This window comes from Paenibacillus sp. FSL H8-0168, from assembly GCF_038592955.1.
Classification (GTDB): Bacteria; Bacillota; Bacilli; order Paenibacillales; family Paenibacillaceae; genus Paenibacillus; species Paenibacillus polymyxa_B.
In genome coordinates this window covers 5,210,633-5,235,028 of sequence record NZ_CP151948.1, presented here as the reverse complement: position 1 = coordinate 5,235,028, position 24,396 = coordinate 5,210,633, and the positions used below count along the sequence as shown (strand labels likewise).

Here is a 24,396-nt window from a genome sequence, read left to right as displayed (position 1 = left end):
TGTTTGACGATAAATAGATACATGCACTAGGCTGAGCTATTAGCTTTCATGGGCTTTCTTTATTTTTATGTCATTGCATATTGATGCATATAAATATAGAGAAACTTTTGCTGATGGATCATTCTCTCTTATACTTTTAAATATGATAACTTATAAAATGTGCAATTGTGTAAAATCTGAAAATCTTTTTTTGAAATATTTGCTAGACGAGGCTCTTCATTATAAGTTAATGTAAGGATAAAAGTAATTAAAGATCGGAAATTGGAAAGGGGCGCTACAGAGGATGAATTTGGATAACTGTCCTCGCTGTGGAAAGCTGTTTATTAAGAACGTCAGGGGAATCTGTCAGAACTGTATTAAAGAAATTGAAATTGAATACGAACGCTGTGTCAAACATATACGTGAAAATAAGGGCATTCATATGCATGAGCTTTCAGAGGCTACTGAGGTATCTGTAAAGCAAATCACGACATTTATACGTGAGGGACGTATTTCCATTGCTAATGCGCCCAATATGACGTATCCTTGCGAGGTATGCGGGATACCGATTCGTGAAGGGCATATGTGCGATTCTTGTCGAACACGTCTGACTAAAGACCTGCATCAGGCTGTACGCGAAAGTAGTAATCAGGATCAAAGTAATAATATGGGCTCAGGTACCTACAGCGCGATTGATAAACTTCGTGGAAAGTAGTACAGGGGAATTAAAAACGCATTCAGCTATTCAAAAAGTTTCAAATACCGCCGATAATCTTTATAGAGCTTATCGGTTTTTTTATTTTTAGCAACCATGCACAAAATAAAGAAGTGAGGCATAATACGAACCATGTTCGACGCTATGTCGTCTGATACATTCTGACCATATCAAATAACTAAGGAAGGTGGAAGTTATGAAAATTAACGAGACCAACCGCATCGGAGCTATTAATCCATACCAACGAAATATTGAAACAGGACGTCAAGAGGAGCAAAAGAAATCCCGCCGCAAGGACGAGGTTTCCATTTCTCCGGAAGCGATGGAAATGCTGAACCGCAGCAGTGATGCAGATCGTGTTAAGAAAATTCAGGAGCTTAAGCAGCAAGTAGCTTCTGGTACCTATCGTGTGGATGCCGATAAAATTGCAGAGAAGCTGTTACCTTATTTCAAGCAGTCTTCTGAAAGCTAGGTGAAGGAATATGCCTTTAGAGCGATTGATTGATGTGCTAGAGCAGCTTAGAGAGGCTCACGAGCAGTTGATTGCATTAGGAAATCAAAAAAAAGAAGCACTGATATCAAATAAGGTAGATCAGCTCATTCTAGTCATGAACCAGGAATCGAAGATGTCCAGACACATTGAACAGCTGGATGAGCGACGCCTGCAGGCAGCATATGAATTTTTGCAGGAACGTGGTATTAAGTCCAAGTTGAATCTCAATATTACGGAGTTGTCTCGTCTTGTGTTTGATGTAGAAGACAAGCAGCGCCTCCTTCACATTCAAAAAAATCTAGCGGATACACTTGTAGAATTGAAAAAATTAAATGAGTTGAATCAACAGCTTATACAACAGGCGCTTTCCTATATTGATTTTTCTATTGAGAGTATGTCATATTATGCGGAATCTGAAGCGGTTTATCAGCGTCCAGCTGACAAAAGCACCTCTACTGTACGAGCGGGACTATTTGATACACGCGCCTAATTGAAGGAGGAAAACATGGTCTCAACATTTCATAGTATAGAAACAGCGAAAAGAAGCTTAAACACACAAACGGCAGCACTTAATACAACCGGACACAATATCTCAAATGCCAATACAGCTGGTTACTCCAGACAAGTGGTTAGTATGAAGGCCTCGGAATCTATGGAAGCCTATGGTTTGAACCGTTCCGTTGTACGAGGTCAAATGGGTACAGGGGTTGAATTCACTGCTATTGAGCGTGTTCGTCAGACGTTTCTGGACGATCAGTATCGTAATGAAAGTTCTTCTCAAGGTGGATGGGACATCCGTTATGACACACTGAACAAGCTCGAGACCATTATGAATGAGCCTTCTGATACAGGTATCCGTAAGGTCATGGATAATTTTTGGGATGCATGGTCCGATCTGAGCCAAGACCCTCAGGATGTCACGAATCGCAAAATTGTAAAAGAGACTACACTTGCTCTGACAGATGCAATGAACCAGGCTAGCAAGCAACTGGATGCACTCAGTTCTGATTTGACTACTAACGTTACATTAAAAACATCTGAGATGAATTCGTTATTGCAGTCTATAGCGGACCTGAATGGTAACATCTACAAGTTAGAACAGCTTGGGGATAATCCAAATGACTTGCGTGATCAGCGGGATTATGCAGTTGATAAGTTGTCCAAGCTTGCGAACGTGCAGGTAACTCAGCTGGATAACGGTTATCAAGTAACCGTGGCAGGACAGATAGCTGTAGCGGGCACAGAGGTAACTGCTATTACGGCGGCTGGTCTTGAGGCTGCATATCAAGGTGGAGCGTTAACTGGTGGTGAAGTGTATGGTATGATTTTATCCAGAGATAAATATGTAGCAGATTACAAAACCCAGATGGACCAGTTAGCTAATACATTGGCGAATGGTAACATTGAAATTACTTTACCCGCAGGTACAGTTCTGCCTGAGGGAACGGTACTGAATTCAGGTGTCAACAACGCAGCAGTGACTTACTCAAATGCGAATAACAACAGAACCTTGACCACGGATTTGAAAGTAACTGTACAAGGAATTAATGGACTTCATCAATTGGGATACACACTCAGTGGTACGACACCACAAAAAGGTGGGGCATTCTTTACTTCCAAAGATGGAGCTGCTATAACAGCGGGTAACATTACGCTGAATAAAGATATTCAAGATGATCCCAATAAAATTGCCAGTTCTTTGCGTGTAGATGGAACGGGAACAGCTAATGAAAAGGTAACTGTAGGTAACAATGCTTTGGCATTGTCTATGGCGAGCCTGAAAAATGTAAAATTTGGTTTTAATACAACTCAAGCGCAAACTACCACTGTAGATGATTTCTTCAGTGCAATTGTTGGGCAATTAGGTGTCCAAACTCAGGAAGCAGAGCGACAATCGCAGAATGCGCAGCTGTTGACTGAGCAAGTGGACTTGAACCGCCAATCCGTCAGCGGGGTGTCACTTGATGAAGAAATGTCAAACATGATCAAGTTCCAACATGCTTACAGTGCAGCTTCCCGGTTCATGACAACTTTTGATCAACTGCTGGAAAAGCTGATTAATGGTACAGGCCGCGTAGGTCTCTAGTATAATGAGAAGGTGGAGTAAGCCATGCCAATTCGAGTGACTTCAGGGATGACTAATATGCAACTGCTCAGTAACCTGAATCGAAACAATAATAATATGGGTAAAATGGAGAATCAGATTTCGACTGGTCGTAAGTTGAATAAGCCTTCAGATGATCCAGTAGGGGTAACTTATGCGCTACGGTACAGAGCCGAGTTGGCTTCTAATGAACAATATAAGACAAACTCAGATGCAGCTGTTAGCTGGTTAGATTTCACTGATACAACCATGCAACAAGCCAGTGATGTAATGAAGCGTCTTAAAGAGCTGACAGTTCAAGCTTCAAGTGAAACCCTTCCTCAATCCGGCTTGGATTCAATTAAACTGGAAGTTGATCAGTTAAAAGAACAAATGATGAATATTGGTAACAGCCAGCTTCGTGGGAAGTATGTTTTTAATGGACAAAATTATGATCAGATGCCGTATCAGCTATCTGCTACGGTAACAAGTTATGATCAGATTAATCCGGATCAAGCCGCGGTCAGCTATGCAGTTGGAGACCAAGATGCATTTCGGGTAAACACGTCTGGTAGCGATTTTTTTGGGAAATCGACAGATGCAGATAATGTTTTTAAAGTCATGGATGCTATATCTTCTGCACTAAGTAGTGGAAATAGTACAGCAATATCGAGTCAACTTTCAAGTATTGAATCCCGCTTTACTAAAATGCAGACCAGTTTGTCTGAAGTGGGCGCACGTACGAATCGGGTTGAACTGATACAATCCCGTTTGGAAGAGCGAAATTTGAATTTGACGACACTTCAAGCTAAAACGGAAGATGCGGATGTTGCTAGTCTGATGATTCAAGCTACATCTGCCCAAACCATTTATGAAGCCGCCCTGAAATCATCAGCTAAAATCATGCAGCCATCCCTGATGGACTTTATGAGCTGATTTTTATCTTTGACATTTATAATTTGAAGCTATGGACGAGTGGTCCGTAGCTTTTTTGTTACTATATATAGGAGGAGTTACTTATGACCCCAGAACAGAGATTAGATGAAGAGAACCGAGATGAAAATACTAGTCTTTATGTGTTTCCGAAAGGAATACCAGGATTTGAACAACTTCGGGAATTTCAGCTACAGGAACACAATGAATTATTTAGTCTTTTCAGTGCAGTAGAGCAGCCAGCTACTATTTTTATCACCGTAAATCCATTTGATTTCTTTAAAGATTATGAATTTGAGTTATCTGATGATGCTTTAGAGGATATTGGCATTACAAGTCAGGAACAGATATCAGTACGATGTATTTGTACATGGAACAGTGATCAATCCAAAACAACAGTTAATTTGCTTGCGCCTTTAATTTTTAACATTGAACAGCGGACTGGAAAACAAATTGTTTTGCAAAATACGAACTATACAATTAAGCATCCCTTGTGGAATGAATTAGAGTCCAGCAAAGGCGGTGAGTCCTAATGCTGGTATTAACACGTAAAAAGGGTGAATCGATTGTAATTCAGAATGATATCGTCATAACAGTTCTTTCTGTTGAAGGAGATACTGTGAAAATCGGTATTTCTGCTCCTAAGGATATCGATATTTACCGAAAAGAAGTTTTTGATGCTATTCAGCAAAATAATCAAATTGCTGTTATGGATTCGAATGCTATTCAAAATGCGATGTTGGAAATGGATAAGAGGAAGTCCTGATTTAACAATAATTGCGATTGTGAAAGGCCGACACGAGTAAAGTGTGGGCCTTTGTTAGGCTCATAATAAGCTGTCAGATTTGCCTTGGACAAGTCGTCATTAGGTAAAAGTGTAAATCGATATAACCGAGTCGTAACTCCTAAGAAAATATTTCAAAAAAAATCGAAATGCTATAAACAATTCTAGTCTTGGGGTCGATATATATTTTAGAGCGGTAATTCTTCAGGGCGGCCGACCTGTGAAGACGCTTATACCACAAGGACGTGGGAATCAAACCATTTCAGGGAGGAAATTAAAATGATTATCAATCACAACTTACCTGCAGTAAATACACACCGTAACATGCAATTGAACAACACGGCAGCAAGCAAAAACATGGAAAAATTGTCTTCAGGTCTGCGTATCAATCGTGCAGCTGACGATGCTGCGGGTCTCTCCATTTCCGAAAAAATGCGCGGTCAAATCCGTGGTCTGGAACAAGCGCAACGTAACGTTCAAGATGGTATCTCTTTCGCACAAACATCTGAGGGTGCAATGAACGAAGTATCCTCCATGTTGACTCGTATGAAAGAACTGACTGTTCAAGGATCTAATGATACTTACAGTGCTGGCGATAAATCCAACATCAAAGCAGAGCTTGGCCAATTGGGTAGTCAAATTGACGCAATCCTCTCCAACACTAAATTCAACGGTATTTCAATTTCCGGTGGAGCAGGTGTGAAAATTCAAGCTGATGATAATGCGTTCGTTATCACTATTAAAGGTATTAGCTCCGCTGGTTTTAGAGGTCTTACATCGGGCGTAACACTTGCAAGTGCAACTAAAGCAATTGAAGCAGTTGCTAAGCAACGTGCGAACCTCGGTGCTATGCAAAATCGTCTGGAATACACTTCCAACAACTTGGGTACAACTGTAGAAAACCTGACAGCTTCCGAATCCCGTATTCGTGATACTGACATGGCAAAAGAAATGGTTACTCTGTCCAAAAACAACATCTTGTTGCAAGCTTCACAATCCATGTTGTCACAAGCAAACTCCGCGCCACAAGGCGTACTGTCGTTGCTGCGTTAATTTTAAACGACAACCATTACAAAAAAAGATCCTGCCTTTCGCAGGATCTTTTTTTTGTTTTATTTTAATTTTTTCGTAAATAATTGCACCTATTTACCGATATATAATGTATTGGCTTTTCAAATATAGAACGGTTTTATTGTGTGAAAAACTACTAATGGAGGTTATTCTATGGACTCGATGATCCCCCCTAGCACCGGGAATCTGTTGCCGGTTCAGTCATCAGCAGGAATAAAACGTGAAGCCCCTTCGGATGCCGAAACAAATTATGCTGCTACACAAGATGCTGCCCGAACAGCCAATAGAGGCGGCACCGGTCAGAAGCAACCATCACATGAAGAAGCAGTTTTGGAGCTACAGAAAGTAATTGATGCTATACAAGGCCCACAGAAGACGTTTGAGATCTCTGTGCATGAAAAGACGCATGCAATCATGATAAAGGTGATGAACAAGGAAACGGGCGATTTGATTCGTGAGGTACCTCCCGAGAAAATTCTGGATATAGCAGCTAGAATGATGGAAATTGCAGGAATCATTATCGATAAAAAAGTATAGGGGGATATATAACCATGGTAACTAGAATAAGTGGTCTTGCCTCAGGCATGGACATTGATGCAGTAGTTAAAAAGCTGATGACTGCTGAGCGTGTACCTCTCGATAAGCTGACTCAACAAAAGCAGCTAATGGAATGGAAACGAGAAAACTATCGTGAGTCCAGTACTAAAATTGTTTCATTTCTACAAGATAAACTGACGACATTAAGCCGTACTGCTTCAATGAATCCGCAGAAAGTAACAGTATCGGGAAATAGTGACGCGTTGACTGCATCGGCTTCATCGTCTGCCAGTGGAGTATTGGATATCTCGGTAACCAATCTCGCTACTGCCGCAAGATCTGTCTCAGACAGCTCATGGTCTGAAAAGGCAAGCACCGAGCTTGCCTTTGCCGATGGGGCGGCTCGTACGGTTCAGGTTGGTGGGGACACCATTGATGTGGATGCAAACGAAACCATTGAATCGTTTGTTAAAAAAATTAATGATAACAGTAAGACAGGAGTAACTGCCCTGTACGATCCCAAATCTGGTTTGTCATTAACTAGTAAGACTACGGGGTCGCAAACATTCAATATTGATTCTCAAATTAGTAGTGAATTTAAATTGTCTTCAACAAACGGAACGGATGCTGTGATAAAGGTAAATGGACTTGAAGTCAAAAAGTCATCAAATAATTTTACCATTAATGGCATTGATATTACACTGAAGACAGCCGGTGGTGCTGCGACAAGAATCGAAGCTACCAAAGATACCGATAAGATTGTCGAAAATATTCAAAGTTTTGTCGATGCATATAATGACGTTCTTGCTACACTCAATGGCAAGGTTGGTGAAGAGAGGTATAAAAAATACGCTCCGCTTACGACGGAACAAAAAGCCGCTATGAGTGATGATGAAGCCAAGCTCTGGACAACCAAGGCCAAGAGTGGCATGCTTAGAAACGATCCTATCCTGCAGGATACATTATCTGAGATGCGTAGTGCCATGATTCAAGGTGTAGACATCGGCAGAGTTGATGCAAATGGTAAGAATAAACCCTTAATGATGTCTGAGCTTGGGATCACTACGGGTACGTATGATACCAAAGGCAAGCTTATTTTGGATGCAGACAAGTTGCGTGCAGCGGTTGAAAAGGATCCGGATATTGTCGCGAACTTTTTCGGGAAACAGGACCCAAGTACCCTATTAACAAATAAATATACACAACAAGATGGTGTTCTTGCTAAACTTAAAAAGATTTCGAATACCTCACTTCAAAGAATGGCCGATACAGCTGGTACTTCAAAAGTAAGTAAGGATCTAACAGCTTCATTTCTTACTACGAGCACAATGGGAGAGCAATTGTCGAGCCTGGACCGCCGAATTAGTGACATGACTAGCCGTCTAACGATGATTGAAACTAACTATTACAAAAAATTCACTGCGATGGAGACGGCAATCAGCAAGTATAATAGTACATCTTCGAGTCTTACAGGCATGTCGTCATAAAGGAGGTTTTACAATTGATCAATACACCCTATCAGAAATACCGGCAGACTCAAGCGCAAACTGCATCCAAGCCTAAACTGCTGATTATGCTGTACGATGGGGCTATTCGTTTCGTACGTGCGGGGATTGAGGGGATAGAGAATAGGGATAACGAGAAAGCAAATAATAATTTGTGTAAAGCGCAAGCGATTGTACACGAGTTGATATCTGCGTTGAATTTTGAGTATCCAATATCCCATGACTTATTACGAGTGTATGAATATATGCTGCATGAGCTGATCGAGGCGAATGTTCACAAAATAGCCGCTCCGGCACAAGAGGTGCTGGAACATTTGACTGATCTACGGGAAGCTTGGTTGGAAGCCATGAAAATGCCTGGTGTAGTTGGTAGTGTGTAATGGCAGATCCTAATATGCAAGTACTCCTTGAAGAGCTGCAACATAGGACAGAAGCAGTGTTATCTAACCTTATGAATTTAAGTGAGGAAGAGTTTGAACAGTTTGCCGATCAAAGACAACGCATTGTAGAACAGATGCAGTCCTATCAACCATCGTTAACGGAAAATGACAAGCAGAAAATTCGTGACATATTAAGTAATGATTCTGTAATTTTGCAGCGTATGCATGTACTAAAAGATGAGGCTGGTCACTGGATGGAGAAACGCGGAGCCATTCGTGTGCAGCAGCATGCATACCAGCAGGCTTATTCTGTAGACAGTTTGTTTATTGATCATCGCAAATAAAAATACTTTTTGGAGCGTACCCCCTATTCGATTTAGAATGGGGGTATTTTTGTGAAAAGGTTCATTCCATTAAGAGTAAATCCGATATACTAATTAACAAATATTAATGTGAAACGGTGGTATTACCTTGTCTCAACTACAAATAAACCATACAATTCTAGAGCAAAGGTTTCCTCATGTTGCAACCCAAATCAATAGTTTGCTGAATGATGACTTATCTATACCTTTGTTTACTGAGTCCTTTGAAAGGGATATCGCTTGGCTCAATGCTGTCGATGGAGCTATTGGAAATGGAAAAATCATTTTTGTATATGGGTTTGAAAGGGGACTCAGTATTGCTGATCTCCTCGAATTGTATCCGAATCATTGGTTGTTTGTGTACGAGCCGGATGAGCAACTTTTTCTGAAAGCCGTGACGGAGTATGACCTCAGTCTTTTGTTGGAGCATCCCAACTTGTACTGGCTATCCGTGGGTGATTCTCAGCTCAATATGATGTTTCATATGTTGAGTAGTTATATGATGGAAGACTTGGTGTTTATCGCACTACGTAAGTATTTATCAGACAATATGAGTATGTTACGTGAAGTGAAAGAACAATTCCAAGATTACCGTCAGAGTTTTTTGGTAGATAAATATACAGAGAATCGGTTTCGTGAAGAATGGACGCGGAATTTCCTATATCACCTATCTGATGTGTTATACACTCCCTCCATTGAGCGATTTTTTTATGCTTTTGAAGGCGCAACTGTAGTTGTTGTATCATCGGGACCATCGTTACAAGAAGATATCGAATGGCTGAAAAAATTACGTCCTCATGTACTGATTATTTCAGCAGGCTCCAGCATTCAGGCTTTAGCAAAGCATGGAATACAGCCTCACCTTGCTGTCATTATGGATGGACATCCAGTCAATAAGAAGATCTTCGCTTCTTCTGTAACAAGGGAGCAGCCTTTATTGTTTACCTCCTCATCTTATTATGAAATCTCTGATCAGAACTGCGCAGAGAAAATTCATAGTATTATGAAAAGTGATGCTGTATCTCAGTATTTCTTTGGACTCAGTAAAGAGGAACTCTTTATATCCCCCACAGAAACGGTTGCAGGAACGGCTATTCAAGCAGCAGCATGTTTAGGGGCTAAACGGATCATACTTGCAGGTCAGGATTTGTCGTTCCCTAATAACAAATTTTACGCAGATGGAATTGAACATTTTGCAGCCGAAGCTACTGAGAAGACAGTGCAAGAAGCGCCTAAGAAAGTACTGAATGTAAAGGGAACATACAATACTACAGATGAGAGTTTCTCTTTGATGAAGGATGGACTCGAAAATCTCATTACGGCCCTTCCGAGAATCGAATTCGTTAATTCAAGCCGCAATGGTGCAGTGATTGAGGGTGCTCCTTTCAAGCCCATGGAAGAGATGTATAAATTGTTAGCTTCAGAATCTGTTCATCCTGATGCAATTGCCGATTTGATAAATGAAAAAAATGTTGCTGTTGATATGAATAAGGTGCAGGATGTTAGAGATAAGCTGATAGCGACACGTGAGGACCTTTCCAATGTACGCTCTGAGATTGCAGCCATTCACAAGCTTATGAATAAATTACGCGAGTTTAGCCGAACTAAACCGGCAAAGGCTCAAAATATGATGGAATCCATAGAGCAGATGTGGGGATTGATTGCCAACAGGAACTGGTTCTCACCTATATTTGAGTCCATTATGCCTATCGAAATTGCGCGTTTTGATCAGGTGCTTCCTGTGATTGTGACAGAACATCAGTTGACTCGTAAGTCTGATTTAATTTATGAGCACGTTGGTAAGATTTTAAAGGATATTACAACACAAATCCCAATACTTGAAGAAATGTTTTCGGAATCGATTTGCCGTTTAGATAAAAAAACAGATAGGGATGCAGTGGTCCATAAAAATATATAAATTAATCGTTTTACACTCCGGAGGTCATTATGTTTACCAACAAGATTGTACTGGTTACGGGCGGCACAGGCTCAATTGGCAGTGAAATTGTACGCAATATCTTATCGTATAACCCTAAAGCTTTACGGATTTTTAGCAGGGATGAGAGCAAGCAGTTTGATCTGCAGCAAGAATTAAAAGAATTTACGAATATCCGTTATCTGATCGGTGATATCAGGGACAAGCAAAGACTGAGCTACGCCATGGAGGATGTGGATTATATCTTTCATGCTGCTGCTCTCAAACATGTGCCTGCATGCGAGTACAACCCTATGGAAGCAGTGAAAACGAATGTTATTGGCGTACAAAATCTGATAGAGACGGCTATTGAGCATAATGTAGAAAAAGTAGTAGCCATCAGCACAGATAAAGTGGTAAACCCAACGAATACGATGGGGGCTACGAAGCTGCTATCAGAACGTTTAATTTCTGCCGCCAACTTGTATAAAGGGAGCAAACGTACCATCTTTTCTTGTGTCCGCTTTGGAAATGTTATGGGATCCAGGGGCTCTGTTATTCCTTTATTCCGTGACCAGATTGCTAAAGGGGTACCGGTGACGGTCACACATGCAGAGATGACTCGGTTTATGATGTCTATTCCTCAAGCCGCTCAATTGGTCATAGATGCGGCGCACTATTCGCAAGGCGGAGAAGTATTTGTACTAAAAATGCCGATTCTCAAAATTACGGATTTGGCCCAATGCTTGGTTGATTCGTATGAAGAGGCAGTCGGTAAACCCTATCGTGGAGAAATCATTGAGACCGGAATACGGCCGGGTGAGAAGCTATATGAGGAACTCATGACGCTTGAGGAATCGGAAAGAGCATTGGAGAATGGACAGATGTATATCATTCCTTCGTTATTCCATACCGCAGAGCAGGATTATGAAGGTTTTAAAAAGGCTATTCGTCAAGAATATTCTTCGATGACTGCACCACAGATTTTCCCGAAAGCCATTCGGGAGCTTATTGAACAGAACGGATTGGGCTTCACAAAGGGTGTTGTATGATGAGCAATCACAAATGTTTGGCGATTATTCCTGCACGGGGTGGATCAAAAGGTTTACCTGGTAAAAACGTAAGATTGTTACATGATAAGCCGCTCATTCAATATAGCATTGAAGCCGCGCTAAACAGTGGTTGTGTAGACGAAGTTATAGTTTCAACGGATAGTAAAGAGATTGCTCGTGTGTCAGGCCAAGCCGGAGCGGCTGTTCCGTTTATAAGGCCCGATGAACTGGCTACCGATGAGGCCAAAAGCATTGATGTATTGAAGCATGCAGTTGAATTTTATGAGCAGACACAAAATCAATTTTTTGATGTTATTATGCTGCTGCAGCCCACATCTCCACTGCGAAATGCTATGGACATCAAAGAGGCATATAAAATATTTTTAGATCATCAGGCTGATTCACTTCAAAGTGTCACTTTGTCTGGAGTGCAACCCTATTTACTAAGGGAAATGGATAACGGGCGGCTAACGCCCTACCTGAAAGGTGAAAGGAAGCATTTGAGGAGACAAGATCTGAAAGAACTACATGCTCTAAATGGAGCCATCTATATCGTAAAAAGAGATCTGTTAATGAATAGTGACACTCTGGTTGGTCCTAATAATTGTGGCTACATTATGCCTAAAGAACGATCTATTGACATAGATGACGAGTTTGATTTAAAAATGGCAGAGTTTTTTTGGAGAGAATCCAATCACAAGGAATCCTTGCAGTAGGAGGGAGGAATATAACATGCAAAACCTCTTATCAAATAATGAAAACCACCCTATCTATATTATCGCGGAGGTAGGAGTCAATCATAACGGATCATTGGAGCTTGCATTCGAGTGTATTGATCAAGCGATTTTATGCGGTGCAGATGCGGTGAAATTCCAAACCTTTAAAAGCGAAAAGCTGGTAACCAAGTATGCCCAGAAGGCTAATTATCAGACGGAAAATACCAATTCAGCTGAAAGCCAACTAGATATGCTAAAACAGTTGGAATTGAGCTTTGAGGATTTTGTTCTTTTGAAAAGGTACTGTGAGGATAAAGGGATAGATTTCCTTTCCACACCCTTTGATGAAGAAAGTGCTGAGTTTCTGAATTCAATTCATATCGACGCATTCAAGGTAGGATCAGGAGATATGAACAATATCCCCTTTCTTCAGAAGCTTGATAGTTATGGGCGTCCGATTATTCTATCCACTGGGATGTCCAATCTCGATGAAATTAGAGAATCGTTAGAAGTAGTCAAAAAAAGTGATGTTCTATTGCTACATTGTACTTCCGACTATCCAGCACCATTGGAAGATGTAAACCTGCTGGCCATGAAGACTATTTCTACAGCTTTTGATAAAGTCACAGGATATTCTGATCATACGGCGGGCATCGAGATCGCTATAGCAGCTTCAGCATTAGGAGCGAGAATTATTGAAAAGCATTTTACATTGGATCGAAATCTTCCAGGTCCTGACCATAAGGCTTCACTGGAGCCTGCTGATTTCTCGAAAATGGTTCTTGCGATTCGAAATGTGGAGCAGGCTCTAGGGGATGGGGTTAAAAGGTGTATGCCTTCCGAGGAAAGCACCAGAGCCGTTGCAAGAAAAAGTATTGTGATGGCAACATCCAAAAAGGCTGGCCAGCAATTAACTCAAGAAGATCTGCTCATCAAGCGCCCAGGCACTGGAATAGAGCCTAAATATTTTGATGACTTGGTTGGTAAGCAGCTTTTAAAGGATGTACATGAAGATAGTTTGTTATCATGGGATGATGTGCAATGAAGAAAAAAGTATTGGTGATTACCGGAACACGAGCTGATTATGGGATATATTACCCGGTTTTGCGGGCTCTTGAGGAAGAACATGCTCTGGAGCTCCACCTGTTGGTTACAGGCATGCATTTATCTCCACAGCATGGGTATACATTGGACGCTATCCAAAAGGACGGATTTCGTGTATCTGCTAAGGTAGACTGTCTGCTGCAAGGATCTACTCATGCTAATATGTCTCGCTCTATTGGAATAGCAATCATGGGCATGACACAAGCCGTAGAAGCTTTGGAACCAGATTTCGTTGTTGTATTAGGAGATCGGGGAGAAATGCTTGCAGCTGCGATTGTATCTTCTCACATGAACATTCCGCTTGTTCATTTGCATGGTGGAGAAGTATCCGGCACGATTGATGAGTCTGTTCGGCATGCGATTAGTAAGTTGGCCCACATCCACTTTGTGGCTACAAATGGAAGCAGAGAGCGTCTAATCAGGCTTGGCGAAGAACCTTGGAGAATTCATGTAGTCGGTGCTCCGAGAATTGAAACGATGATGAACACTTCCCTGCCTGAGCTAGAGAGGACGAAACGTAAATACGATCTAAATATAGATAACGATTATGTGCTGTTTGCTTATCATCCTGTCACCACGGAAGAAGGGGATATGCACATCCTTGGTAAGATGATGGAAGTTCTCTTGGCTGGGGAGAATGAGGTAATTTGTGTGATGCCCAATTCGGATGCTGGAGCTGATGCGATCGTTGATGTATATAATCGTTTTTCTACAAGAAAAGGGATGCACCTTGTAACTAGTTTTGAGCAACTTGATTATCTGACGATGTTGAAAAACGCAAAAATATTAATTGGAAATTCTTCATCGGGGATTATTGAGGCTGCCTCCTTTCATGTTCCAGTCATTAATATCGGAACTCGCCAGACAGGCAGAGAACGTTCTGTGAACACAATAGATATTGCAGCTGACGAGCTCGAATTGACTTCTGCAATGGAGTACGCAATGTCTGAGCCTTTCCAACAAATTGTTAAAGCAGCCGACAATATTTACAGTAGAGATAACACAAGCTCTCGCATCGTAGATATATTGAACCGAACATCCAAGTCAGAGCAGCTTATACAAAAGACAATTACCTATTAAGGAGGATCGGCCTTGAGCTATATTGTTTTTGGAGCAGGAGGACATGCCAAGGTTATTGTGGATATTTTACGGTCCTGTGGTGAAGAAATCATTGGTATTCTGGATGACCATAGTAAAGAAGAAGCATGGAACGGATTGCCGATCTTGGGGGGCCGTAATCAGATTGCTCAACTATTATCTCTGTATCCAGAGGCGCTGTTCGTTGTGGCAATCGGAGATAATACAACCAGAAGGAAGATTGTAAGTCAATTAAAAGTTGCTTCAGTCAAATTTGGTACTGCTGTTCATCCAAGCGCTGTAGTCGCACCCAGCGCATTCATTGGGGAGGGGACGGTTGTCATGCCTAATGCTGTAATTAACGCTGATGCGTATGTTGGAGAGCATGTCATTGTTAATACGGCGGCTACTATAGATCATGATTGCCGAATAGAAGACTTCGTGCATATTTCCCCAGGTGTACATATGGCAGGTGGAGTTCAGATCGGGTGCTGTGCTCATATCGGAATAGGTGCAAGTCTTATACCTGGTGTTCGTGTAGGGTGCGATACCATCGTTGGTGCTGCTTCTTGTGTCATCCGCGATTTGCCAGAGAACGTCATAGCTGTGGGTTGTCCGGCCAAAGTAATAAAAAACCTATAAGGATAAGGGATGAAACAAAATGTCCAATCGAGATAGAATTTATTTATCTTCACCGCATATGGGCGGGCTTGAACAGCAATATATCGCAGAGGCCTTTGAAACGAATTGGATTGCTCCACTAGGTAAAAATGTAGACGCTTTTGAATCAGAGGTGGCAAATTACTTAGGATGTGGAGGCGCAGTTGCCCTAAGTTCTGGAACAGCAGCAATTCACTTGTCTTTGATATTGCTTGGTGTGGAGAAGGATGATATTGTTTTTTGTTCTTCTCTTACCTTTGTTGCCAGTGCTAATCCGATCTTATATCAAGGTGCAATTCCTGTCTTTATCGATTCGGAACCAGACAGCTGGAATATGTCCCCTGAGGCACTAGAGCGAGCATTCAAGACTTATGCAGATAAGGGAAAGAAACCTAAAGCTGTAGTTATAGTCAATTTGTATGGGCAGAGTGCAGACTACGATCGGTTGAAAAAAATATGTGATTATTACGAGGTGCCAATTGTAGAAGATGCTGCGGAATCACTCGGAGCAACTTACGGCAATCAGATGAGTGGAACGCTTGGGAAATTCGGTATCCTTTCATTTAACGGAAATAAGATTATTACTACTTCCGGCGGAGGTATGCTGGTTTCAGATGATTTAGAAGCACTGAGCAAAGCACGCTTTTATTCAACACAAGCAAGAGATAAGGCGATTTATTATCAACATAGTGCGTTGGGTTATAATTATCGTTTAAGCAATGTACTTGCAGGGATTGGTAGAGGACAATTAAAAGTTCTAGAAGATAGAATTTCGCAAAAAAGAGATATTTTTGGCTTGTATCACAAAATGCTATCAGAAATAGATGGCATATATTTTATGCCTGAGACGGGCTCTGGTAAATCCACACGATGGTTAACTGCTATGCAGATTGATTCAACGAAAGTAGGAATTGATGTACATGAAATAGTTCGTTTTTTAGAGAAGTTAAATATTGAATCACGTCCAGTATGGAAGCCATTGCACTTACAGCCGTTGTTTGTGGAAACAGACTATTTTACACATGAAGCGGGAAGGGATATCAGTCGAGAGTTGTTTTCAAACGGAATTTGTCTCCCATCTGATACGAATATGACTCAAGAAAATCAAAAGTTTGTTATTGAACAGTTGAAAAAAAATTTCTAAGGTATGTTTCAGAAAATTATATTACTAAATAAAATATAGAAATTTTAGGGGATTTTTTTAATGAGAAGAAAGCCGATTCAGCAACGCATAGAGAAATTGAAAAATATAAACCATACTATTAGAGTTTCTTTTGATAACAATAATCCATCAACATTGGAGGAAGGCATTAATAAATATATTGAGATTACAGAAGATGCGAACCTAGTCTCGATTAAGAGCAACTACTTTTTCCAAAAAGGCGATTATGAGCAAGCTACGAAAATTTTAGAAGAAGGAATTAAGCTATATCCATTTAATTTTGATATTAACTTAAATCTTGGTATTGTTTATGAAATGCGTAATTTTTTTACTGACAGTTTTCATAGGTATCTCCGTGCATTCAAATATGCTAGTACGGTAGAAAAACAGGAATTAGCTGAGACGTATATTAATCGAATGAATCTTTTATTGATGGAAACTTATCAGACTCATCAGGCTGAATTGTTTCAAATTATTGAGGAGGGCAAGAGATTTTTAGGAGAAACAGACTATCGATTATTTCCCATTGACCATAACCGTCTAAGCACGATTCGTCGACCTCAGGCAACCGGAACCTCAGATGAATATATGACCAATTTTTACAAATCATATAATGATGCTGATATTGACGAAATTAATAGACACTATCATATGACAGAAACTTTAAAGGGCCAGATATGTAACTTTGAACAACAAATATCATTAGCAGGTCAGACATTACTACCTGTTTCCGCGCTTGAGGGAGAAACGATGCTTAATTTTAGTCTGAACGGGAAGGATTATCCTTTTTCAAATAAGGATCTTCCTTATAATCAATATAATTATTTGCGCTTTAATGAAAGTGGTTTATTAAAGATAACAACGGATAAACCTATATTTATTGGAACACCTATCCCGTTGCAAGAAAAGTCGAAGAAAAAGCGGTTAATCTTCAACATTTTCATTGACGGGCTCTCATTTGAATTTTTACAAAAACATGATTTCCAATCGATTATGCCCTATACACATGCTTATTTTCAGAAAGGATTTACCTCTACCAATTGCTATGCAACAAGTGAATGGACATTTCCAAGTGTAGCTAGTATGTTTACTGGTAAGTATACAACCAGTCACGGCGTATTCCACCCTGACTTTAATCATGCATTTACCGAAAATAATAAAATGATGCAAGAGCACTTTAAAGAGGCTGGATATCTTACCGCACAAATCGGAGGAGACTGGCGGGTAACACCTGCACATGGATATCATAAAGGTTTTGATCGTATTCTATTTCAAAATTTTATGGGTGGGATGGATTGCAAACAGATTATTACGGAATCAATAGAGCATTTGGAGTCGTTTAAAGAAAGAAATAACTTTATGTGGATATCTTTGGCGGATGTACACCATGTTCCAGACGAAATGGACCGCAATCTCATGACACAAGCACAAATTGACATCAGTAAACGTGTCAGAATAAAAGAAAAAGGGAGTACTACCGTTTTAACTCCTTATGATATCAATAAACATGAAAAATATATTTTAGAAATTAAACGAATCGACTTTTACTTGAACATTCTTTATACCTATTTTGATCAGCATTTTCAGAATGAGGAGATCCTGGTTCTGTTTCATTCTGATCATGGTCAATCATTCTTAGAAGATCAACCGTTTCTCCTTCATGAGAGTAGACGCAAGGTTCCGTTTATGATTAGAGGCGGGGATGTTCCAGTAGGAGAATCAGACGAATTTATGGAGCTGATTGATATACTGCCGACGCTACTTCATTACAGTGATCTGCCTGCTCCTGAAGATATTGATGGTCACCTCCCTGCATGTTTAGGGGGCGAGGAAGCCCGCAAGTTTTCTTTTACGGAAGCGATACATCCTAATCAAACTTATAAAGCTGCAATCACGGATGAAACTCATATTTTTAGGTTTGAAAACGGACAACCTATTCAGAATGATGGGCTGGTAGATTTAAATGAGTATAAGGTTCAATTGATCAATAAAGAAACTAGTAGCAATGAGACTGATGTGTTCCCGGACAAAGTTGATCACTATGAGGAAGTTGTATGGAAACATATTCGTAAACACATAATAATTAGTTAATAGATTTTAAAATACAAACTTATAACAAGTAAAAGGATGAAAGATTATAATGAAAAAAACAAAGTTGCTCAAACAAATGATTACAAGCTCCAAACTTGATTTCATTATGGAAGCACATAATGGGATATCAGCAAAAATTGTGGAGGAAGCAGGTTTTCAAGGAATCTGGGGTAGTGGACTTACGATCTCTGCTTCTCTGGGTGTTCGTGATAATAACGAAGCATCTTGGACACAAATCCTCGATGTTATGGAATTTATGAACGATGCGACGAGGCTGCCTATACTGCTAGATGGAGATACCGGTTACGGTAACTTCAACAATATGAGAAGATTGGTCAGAAAACTTGAACAGCGTGGTGTGGCTGGTGTATGCATTGAGGATAAACTGTTTCCTAAGACAAATTCTTTCATATCTGGAGAAACACAACCGCTTGCGGATATGGATGAATTCTGCGGTAAGATACAAGCTGCCAAGGAAACGCAAAGTGACGATGACTTCTGTGTAGTTGCGCGTTTGGAATCCTTTATTGCTGGATGGGGGCTGGACGAAGCTTTACGCCGAGCGGAAGCATACAGATTGGCGGGAGCGGACGCCATCCTGGTTCATAGTAAAAAAGCTGACAGTTCTGATATCGAGGCTTTCATGCGAGAGTGGGGTAATCGCCATCCAGTTGTGATTGTGCCTACTAAATATTATTCTACGCCTTCCGATCGGTTCAGGGAACTTGGAATTAACATGGTTATTTGGGCGAATCATACTTTACGGTCAGCTATCCATTCTATGCAACAGACAGTGCGACAGATTTACAAAGATCAATCTTTGATTAACGTAGAAGGTAAAATTACAACTGTGTCTGAAATTTTTAAGTTACAGGGTGCGGATGAACTGAAAGAAGCGGAGAAAAAATACCTGCCTACATCCGGAAAAAATGTAAATGCGCTCATTCTTGCGGCGAGTCAAGGAAACTTGGGAGAACTCACAAGAGAAATTCCTAAAACACTGCTGAAAGTTAGCGGGAAACCGATCCTGAGCATGCAAGTGGATGATCTGAACAAGGTTGGTATAAAGGATATTTCAGTCGTACGCGGATTTGCAAAAGAGAACGTGAAGCTGAATAATATTTCGACTATTGACAATGATCAATTTGCTTCAACCCAAGAACTGTACTCTCTTTATCTGGCCAAAGATAAGATTGGTAGTGATACTACGGTGATTAGCTATGGAGATATTATTTATAAGAATTACATACTTAATGATCTTCTTAACGATACAAACGATATTACAATTGTGGTCGATGCGGATGCTGAAGTTTCTGAAAACAATCAAGATCTTGTTGTGACTGAAAAACCTTATTCCAAAAACTTGTACTCTAGCGCTGTTAAGCTAGTAAGTGTAAGTAAATCCGGTGTTGAACAAAAATCCAATGGTGAGTTTATCGGGCTTTGGAAGGTATCCGCACAAGGAGCAGATATAGTAAAAACAGTGCTGGAACGCTTATCTAAAGAAAAAGACTTTCATACTCTTACTCTGACCGATCTATTTAATGAACTAGTTAAGATACATTCTGTTGCAGTGAGATTTATTAAAGGAGATTGGCTGGACGTGGACACGATTGTCGATCTTCAAAAAGCAGGTGAAATGCTGTGATAGATACAAAGTTGTTCGGGAAAGAGATGAAATCATTGGGGTACGACTTCTTTACTGGAGTACCGTGCTCTTTTTTGAAGGATCTGATTAACTTTTCAATTAATGAGTGTGATTATGTAGGGGCTGCCAATGAAGGAGATGCAGTTGCAATAGCTAGTGGAGCCTATCTGGGGGGGCGTAAGTCTGTTGTTTTGATGCAGAACTCGGGTCTTACGAATGCCGTTTCTCCACTAACCTCCTTAAATTATACTTTCAAGTTGCCTGTTCTAGGGTTTGTCAGTTTGCGTGGTGAAGCAGGTGTCGCTGATGAACCTCAGCATGAGTTGATGGGACAGATAACAACACAACTTTTGGATTTGATGCAAGTGAAGTGGAGCTATCTTTCGAAAGATTTTGAAGAAGCTAGCAAACAATTGCATGAAGCTGATCGTTGGATTTCAAAAAATCAGCCCTTCTTTTTCGTAGTTAAGAAGGGAACCTTCAGTAAAGAGGTACTTCAAGTATCTGATGTAACAACGATCCGACACAATGTCTTGGAGGTGCAGGGGAGCATTAAGAGGCACCCTGAAAACAGGGCATCCAGATATCAAGCGTTAGAAGCCTTGAAACGCTGCAATGATCCAAAAACAGTGTATCTGGCTACCACTGGATATACTGGGAGGGAACTGTACGAGGTTGAGGATTCCGAGCAAAATCTATATATGGTAGGTTCTATGGGGTGTGTGAGTTCGTTAGGGCTTGGGCTTGCTTTAAGTAGCTCCGAATTGAACGTAATTGCTATTGATGGTGATGGTGCTTTAATCATGAGAATGGGGAATCTAGCTACTAATGGGCGTTATGGTCCAGGTAATCTGCTCCATTTGCTTTTGGATAACCAGTGTCATGATTCGACCGGTGGACAAGAGACAGTTTCAGCAAATATTGATTTTCCAGCTTTAGCAGCGGGTTGTGGCTATAAAAGAGTAAAGTGTGTAGAGGATACGGATCAACTTATTGAATTTATAGAAGAATGGAAGTTACAACCTGAACTCACATTTTTGTATATGCCGATCTTAGGGGGGGCAAAAGATGATCTCAGCCGTCCCAATGTTAAACCTCATGAAGTCAAAGAGAGATTGGTGAAGTTCATCCATGGATAATTGGAGAAATATTTGGTCACGTACTCGGCAGCTTCCGAATGCTGATCCAAACCTGCAATTTTTAATCGATGCGGACGGTTTTAATTCCGGAGCGGGAAAAATCAGTGAGGAAGCTTGGTTTACTTACGTGAGGCATGCGGCTAGCCTTATGAAGATTCAGCCAGATGACTCATTGTTTGAAATAGGCTGTGGTAGTGGTGCTTTTTTGTATCCATTCTATAAGAATGGACACCGAGTAAGCGGGGTTGATTATTCTCCTTCTCTCATTGGAATTGCAGGTTTTGTTATGCCGGAGATGGACTTTAGTGTACAGGAAGCTGCTCATGTAGATTCCACACGTCGATTTGACATTGTCTTGGCTAATAGTGTTTTTCAATACTTTCCAAACCTAGAATATGCGGAAGAAGTGCTTCGGATCATGTGGGAGAAAACAAATAAAATGCTAGTTCTACTTGATTTGAATGATATCCAGTTCGCAGATGAAGCGTTAAGAATTCGGAAAGGATCGCTATCTTTAGGTGAGTATGAGAAGAAATATGCCGGTTTGGAACATCTTTTTTATGAACGGAACTTCGCTGAGAAAGCACTTAAGGGCAAAAGGTTTACAATAAATACTTCTAATCAGCAAATCAATAACTATGGTAACAACAAATTCCGGTTTAACGTGGTGATCGAAAAATGGTAAATACAGCAGTTATTCTGGCAGCTGGACTGGGTAGCCGATTAAAAGAACGTACGGCACATAAGCCAAAGGGCTTCCTAGAAATCGACGATTTGTCTATTATAGAACGCTCGATCCTTCAATTAATTAAGAGTGGTATTGAACATATCTGGATTGGAACCGGTTATTTAGCACAGGAGTATGAACGATTAGCAAGGAAGTACCCTGAAGTGAAATGCGTGCATAACAATCGCTATAAAGACAGTGGGAGCATGTACACCCTGTATAACATGCGGGATTCTGTACATGAGGACTTTCTACTATTAGAGTCTGATCTACTCTACGACATAGCGGGTCTGAAAAATCTGCTGGCGGATACGCGTAGTGATGTAATTCTGTCGAGCGGCGCGACTCACTCTAATGATGAAGTTTATATAGAGAACGATGGAGAAGGTCACCTCATTGCGATGTCCAAGCAGATTGAACTTTTAGGCCGAGTGGATGCTGAACTTGTAGGGATATCCAAGGTGTCTTTGGATACGTATCAGCGAATGTGCCGACTGGTAGAAGCTGACTTTCATAATCACTTGAAATGGGATTATGAACAGGCATTGGTTGAGGTAGGTAAAGGAAAACCAATTGCTGTAAAAAAAATCGAGAAATTTATTTGGTGCGAAATTGATACAGAAGAACATTTACAGCGTGCCAAAGAAGTGATCTATCCGAAATTAAAGCAACCAGCAGCACATTTATTATTACCCATCAAAAGAAATATTCTACTTAATCCTGGACCAGCAACAACAACCGATACTGTAAAGCTAGCGCAAATTGTGCCAGATATTTGTCCGAGAGAACAGGAATTTGGAGATCTAATGGAGTGGATAGCTGAACAGCTTACTTTATTCGTTGCGCCAAAGAGTGAGTATGATACTGCTCTATTTTCAGGGTCGGGCACGGCTGCAGTAGAGTCGGTTATTAGTTCAGTGATCGGAGAAGGCAAATTGCTAATTCTCAGTAATGGAGCTTATGGAGAGCGAATGGCTGAGATTGCACAAGTCTATCATGTTGATCACGAAGTTTTGGAGAGCTCATCTATGCTACCGTTATCCCTGGATGCTGTTGAAACAGCGATTATAAGGAATAAAAATAAGCTTACTCATGTAGCGGTTGTTCATAATGAAACGACTAGCGGTATTTTAAACGATATTGATGCTATCGGAAAGTTGTGCGCTCTGCATGAAGTAGATCTGATTGTCGACGCGATGAGTTCGTATGGGGCAATACCGATTAATATGAAAGCGAGTAAGGTTTCTTTTCTTATATCGAGTTCAAATAAAAACTTGCAGGGAATGGCAGGAATTAGCTTTATCGTCGCATATAAAGAAAAACTCCAAAAGATTAAAGATTATAGTCCAAAATCATATTATCTGGATTTGTATAAGCAATATGAGCATTTCCAGCGTACCCGTCAGCTGCGATTTACACCACCAGTTCAAACGTTTTATGCACTAGAACAAGCAATTATTGAGACGCAAAATGAGGGGATTGAACAGCGTTATAAACGCTATACAGAGTCGTGGCAGACCTTGATTAAAGGATTGGATCGCCTTCAGCTTCAGTATTTAGTACCAATACAGCATCATTCTAGAATTATTACCTCCATTAAGGAGCCAGCATCTAGGAACTACGAATTCGCTGCTATGCACGACTATTTGTACAACAATGGTTTTACAATTTACCCGGGTAAAATCGGTCAAACTGCTTCTTTCAGAGTGGCTAATATAGGGGCAATTACTTACCAAGATATCGAACGATTCTTGAAGTCCATGGAAGAGTATCTGTCTTTGTAACAAATTAAACCTATTTAAAAAACTTAAGTTTGTAACTGTTTGGAAATAGATCAATTATTTATTAATGGTGTTGCTCTAATCAGTCCAAATAATGTAAACAGAGTCTATCTCAATTTTATTGGGGCAAGGTTCTGCTTTTATTATGAGATAAAGTTGCAGTTGTAGAAATAGTTAATTGCCAAACATCAGACTATATAGACTAATTTTCGATTTTCCAGTGTCCAGATAACGCATTTTTTTTGATTTTAAACCTTTTCTGTTTATGGAGGCTATACTTCAAGAAGTTGTAATGAATTAGAGGTTCGTATAAAAAATCTCTGAAAACAATTAGATTTCAATGACATAGATGGAGACCGGAGTCTTTTATATGATCTAGATGAAAAGAGAGTAAATAAGAAACAAGAAAAATTCTAATTAATTTTATTTTATGAGTTTCAAACATTCACAAAGAGTTTACTATACTTGTATAGTAAACTCTT

At 40.3% G+C, this 24,396-nt stretch carries 24 protein-coding genes; all 24 read left to right on the top strand.

The window, feature by feature from the left end; translation table 11 throughout:
• The first annotated feature begins 283 nt into the window (after positions 1-283).
• The 24 genes from MHI21_RS23145 (at position 284) to MHI21_RS23030 (ending at position 23,917) form a co-directional block, all read left to right on the top strand.
• Positions 284-694, top strand: coding sequence for a TIGR03826 family flagellar region protein (locus MHI21_RS23145; protein WP_044648603.1), 411 nt, complete (start codon positions 284-286; stop codon positions 692-694).
• 196 nt (positions 695-890) lie between these two features.
• The gene (gene flgM / locus MHI21_RS23140) at positions 891-1,166 is read left to right on the top strand and encodes a flagellar biosynthesis anti-sigma factor FlgM (protein ID WP_013312286.1); all 276 of its coding nucleotides are present in this window, start codon (positions 891-893) and stop codon (positions 1,164-1,166) included.
• 10 nt (positions 1,167-1,176) lie between these two features.
• A complete protein-coding gene (locus MHI21_RS23135) occupies positions 1,177-1,677 on the top strand; it encodes a flagellar protein FlgN (RefSeq protein WP_342418974.1) in 501 nt (166 codons plus the stop codon).
• Between the two features lie 15 nt (positions 1,678-1,692).
• A complete protein-coding gene (gene flgK, locus MHI21_RS23130; RefSeq protein ID WP_328801044.1) occupies positions 1,693-3,273 on the top strand; it encodes a flagellar hook-associated protein FlgK in 1,581 nt (526 codons plus the stop codon).
• A 24-nt stretch (positions 3,274-3,297) separates the two neighbouring features.
• Positions 3,298-4,206, top strand: a complete 909-nt coding sequence (gene flgL / locus MHI21_RS23125) for a flagellar hook-associated protein FlgL (RefSeq protein ID WP_328801043.1) — start codon at positions 3,298-3,300, stop codon at positions 4,204-4,206.
• An 83-nt stretch (positions 4,207-4,289) separates the two neighbouring features.
• Positions 4,290-4,736 carry a flagellar assembly protein FliW gene (locus tag MHI21_RS23120; RefSeq protein WP_328801042.1) on the top strand — a complete coding sequence of 149 codons (447 nt, stop codon included), beginning with the start codon at positions 4,290-4,292 and terminating at the stop codon, positions 4,734-4,736.
• Positions 4,736-4,969 (top strand): carbon storage regulator CsrA, encoded by a 234-nt coding sequence (gene csrA, locus MHI21_RS23115; RefSeq protein WP_017427109.1) that lies wholly within the window; start codon positions 4,736-4,738, stop codon positions 4,967-4,969. Before MHI21_RS23120 ends, csrA begins: the two co-directional genes overlap by 1 nt.
• Before the next feature lie 297 nt (positions 4,970-5,266).
• On the top strand, positions 5,267-6,040 hold the full coding sequence (locus MHI21_RS23110; RefSeq protein ID WP_341063035.1) for a flagellin: 774 nt from the start codon (positions 5,267-5,269) through the stop codon (positions 6,038-6,040).
• 171 nt (positions 6,041-6,211) lie between these two features.
• Complete coding sequence (locus tag MHI21_RS23105; protein ID WP_342418973.1) at positions 6,212-6,595, top strand: flagellar protein FlaG; 384 nt, start codon at positions 6,212-6,214, stop codon at positions 6,593-6,595.
• 14 nt (positions 6,596-6,609) lie between these two features.
• On the top strand, positions 6,610-8,082 hold the full coding sequence (gene fliD, locus MHI21_RS23100) for a flagellar filament capping protein FliD (RefSeq protein ID WP_342418972.1): 1,473 nt from the start codon (positions 6,610-6,612) through the stop codon (positions 8,080-8,082).
• A 14-nt stretch (positions 8,083-8,096) separates the two neighbouring features.
• Positions 8,097-8,480: a flagellar export chaperone FliS gene (fliS, locus tag MHI21_RS23095; RefSeq protein WP_053326240.1), complete on the top strand. Its 384-nt coding sequence runs from the start codon at positions 8,097-8,099 to the stop codon at positions 8,478-8,480.
• Complete coding sequence (locus MHI21_RS23090; RefSeq protein WP_342418971.1) at positions 8,480-8,824, top strand: hypothetical protein; 345 nt, start codon at positions 8,480-8,482, stop codon at positions 8,822-8,824. Before fliS ends, MHI21_RS23090 begins: the two co-directional genes overlap by 1 nt.
• A gap of 127 nt (positions 8,825-8,951) precedes the next feature.
• The gene (locus MHI21_RS23085) at positions 8,952-10,760 is read left to right on the top strand and encodes a 6-hydroxymethylpterin diphosphokinase MptE-like protein (RefSeq protein WP_342418970.1); all 1,809 of its coding nucleotides are present in this window, start codon (positions 8,952-8,954) and stop codon (positions 10,758-10,760) included.
• Positions 10,761-10,789: 29 nt separating this feature from the next.
• The gene (locus MHI21_RS23080; protein ID WP_328801034.1) at positions 10,790-11,809 is read left to right on the top strand and encodes a UDP-N-acetylglucosamine 4,6-dehydratase family protein; all 1,020 of its coding nucleotides are present in this window, start codon (positions 10,790-10,792) and stop codon (positions 11,807-11,809) included.
• A 17-nt stretch (positions 11,810-11,826) separates the two neighbouring features.
• Entirely contained in the window at positions 11,827-12,525 is a 699-nt protein-coding gene (locus MHI21_RS23075) for an acylneuraminate cytidylyltransferase family protein (RefSeq protein ID WP_342418969.1), read from the top strand.
• A gap of 16 nt (positions 12,526-12,541) precedes the next feature.
• A complete protein-coding gene (neuB, locus tag MHI21_RS23070) occupies positions 12,542-13,570 on the top strand; it encodes an N-acetylneuraminate synthase (RefSeq protein WP_328801032.1) in 1,029 nt (342 codons plus the stop codon).
• Positions 13,567-14,709, top strand: a complete 1,143-nt coding sequence (neuC, locus tag MHI21_RS23065; RefSeq protein WP_328801031.1) for a UDP-N-acetylglucosamine 2-epimerase — start codon at positions 13,567-13,569, stop codon at positions 14,707-14,709. The genes neuB and neuC overlap by 4 nt, the downstream gene beginning before the upstream one ends.
• Before the next feature lie 12 nt (positions 14,710-14,721).
• Positions 14,722-15,348 (top strand): acetyltransferase, encoded by a 627-nt coding sequence (locus MHI21_RS23060; protein WP_068938889.1) that lies wholly within the window; start codon positions 14,722-14,724, stop codon positions 15,346-15,348.
• Positions 15,349-15,367: 19 nt separating this feature from the next.
• On the top strand, positions 15,368-16,510 hold the full coding sequence (locus tag MHI21_RS23055) for an aminotransferase class I/II-fold pyridoxal phosphate-dependent enzyme (RefSeq protein WP_341063025.1): 1,143 nt from the start codon (positions 15,368-15,370) through the stop codon (positions 16,508-16,510).
• Positions 16,511-16,570: 60 nt separating this feature from the next.
• The gene (locus tag MHI21_RS23050; protein WP_342418968.1) at positions 16,571-18,619 is read left to right on the top strand and encodes a sulfatase-like hydrolase/transferase; all 2,049 of its coding nucleotides are present in this window, start codon (positions 16,571-16,573) and stop codon (positions 18,617-18,619) included.
• A gap of 49 nt (positions 18,620-18,668) precedes the next feature.
• Positions 18,669-20,267: a phosphoenolpyruvate mutase gene (aepX, locus tag MHI21_RS23045; protein WP_342418967.1), complete on the top strand. Its 1,599-nt coding sequence runs from the start codon at positions 18,669-18,671 to the stop codon at positions 20,265-20,267.
• Positions 20,264-21,406, top strand: a complete 1,143-nt coding sequence (gene aepY / locus MHI21_RS23040) for a phosphonopyruvate decarboxylase (protein WP_342418966.1) — start codon at positions 20,264-20,266, stop codon at positions 21,404-21,406. Before aepX ends, aepY begins: the two co-directional genes overlap by 4 nt.
• Positions 21,399-22,091 (top strand): methyltransferase domain-containing protein, encoded by a 693-nt coding sequence (locus tag MHI21_RS23035; RefSeq protein ID WP_340959064.1) that lies wholly within the window; start codon positions 21,399-21,401, stop codon positions 22,089-22,091. Before aepY ends, MHI21_RS23035 begins: the two co-directional genes overlap by 8 nt.
• Entirely contained in the window at positions 22,085-23,917 is a 1,833-nt protein-coding gene (locus MHI21_RS23030; RefSeq protein WP_342418965.1) for a 2-aminoethylphosphonate aminotransferase, read from the top strand. Before MHI21_RS23035 ends, MHI21_RS23030 begins: the two co-directional genes overlap by 7 nt.
• Positions 23,918-24,396: the final 479 nt, after the last annotated feature.

Bases quoted from the DNA above. Each gene is read 5' to 3' on its own strand.
- aepX (WP_342418967.1), top strand. From the start codon at position 18,669: ATGAAAAAAACAAAGTTGCTCAAACAAATGATTACAAGCTCCAAACTT.
- MHI21_RS23110 (WP_341063035.1), top strand. From the start codon at position 5,267: ATGATTATCAATCACAACTTACCTGCAGTAAATACACACCGTAACATG.
- neuC (WP_328801031.1), top strand. From the start codon at position 13,567: ATGAAGAAAAAAGTATTGGTGATTACCGGAACACGAGCTGATTATGGG.
- neuB (WP_328801032.1), top strand. From the start codon at position 12,542: ATGCAAAACCTCTTATCAAATAATGAAAACCACCCTATCTATATTATC.
- fliD (WP_342418972.1), top strand. From the start codon at position 6,610: ATGGTAACTAGAATAAGTGGTCTTGCCTCAGGCATGGACATTGATGCA.
- flgK (WP_328801044.1), top strand. From the start codon at position 1,693: ATGGTCTCAACATTTCATAGTATAGAAACAGCGAAAAGAAGCTTAAAC.
- MHI21_RS23050 (WP_342418968.1), top strand. From the start codon at position 16,571: ATGAGAAGAAAGCCGATTCAGCAACGCATAGAGAAATTGAAAAATATA.
- MHI21_RS23035 (WP_340959064.1), top strand. From the start codon at position 21,399: ATGGATAATTGGAGAAATATTTGGTCACGTACTCGGCAGCTTCCGAAT.
- MHI21_RS23090 (WP_342418971.1), top strand. From the start codon at position 8,480: ATGGCAGATCCTAATATGCAAGTACTCCTTGAAGAGCTGCAACATAGG.
- flgM (WP_013312286.1), top strand. From the start codon at position 891: ATGAAAATTAACGAGACCAACCGCATCGGAGCTATTAATCCATACCAA.
- MHI21_RS23145 (WP_044648603.1), top strand. From the start codon at position 284: ATGAATTTGGATAACTGTCCTCGCTGTGGAAAGCTGTTTATTAAGAAC.
- MHI21_RS23030 (WP_342418965.1), top strand. From the start codon at position 22,085: ATGGTAAATACAGCAGTTATTCTGGCAGCTGGACTGGGTAGCCGATTA.
- MHI21_RS23080 (WP_328801034.1), top strand. From the start codon at position 10,790: ATGTTTACCAACAAGATTGTACTGGTTACGGGCGGCACAGGCTCAATT.
- MHI21_RS23135 (WP_342418974.1), top strand. From the start codon at position 1,177: ATGCCTTTAGAGCGATTGATTGATGTGCTAGAGCAGCTTAGAGAGGCT.
- MHI21_RS23055 (WP_341063025.1), top strand. From the start codon at position 15,368: ATGTCCAATCGAGATAGAATTTATTTATCTTCACCGCATATGGGCGGG.
- MHI21_RS23120 (WP_328801042.1), top strand. From the start codon at position 4,290: ATGACCCCAGAACAGAGATTAGATGAAGAGAACCGAGATGAAAATACT.
- flgL (WP_328801043.1), top strand. From the start codon at position 3,298: ATGCCAATTCGAGTGACTTCAGGGATGACTAATATGCAACTGCTCAGT.
- MHI21_RS23105 (WP_342418973.1), top strand. From the start codon at position 6,212: ATGGACTCGATGATCCCCCCTAGCACCGGGAATCTGTTGCCGGTTCAG.
- csrA (WP_017427109.1), top strand. From the start codon at position 4,736: ATGCTGGTATTAACACGTAAAAAGGGTGAATCGATTGTAATTCAGAAT.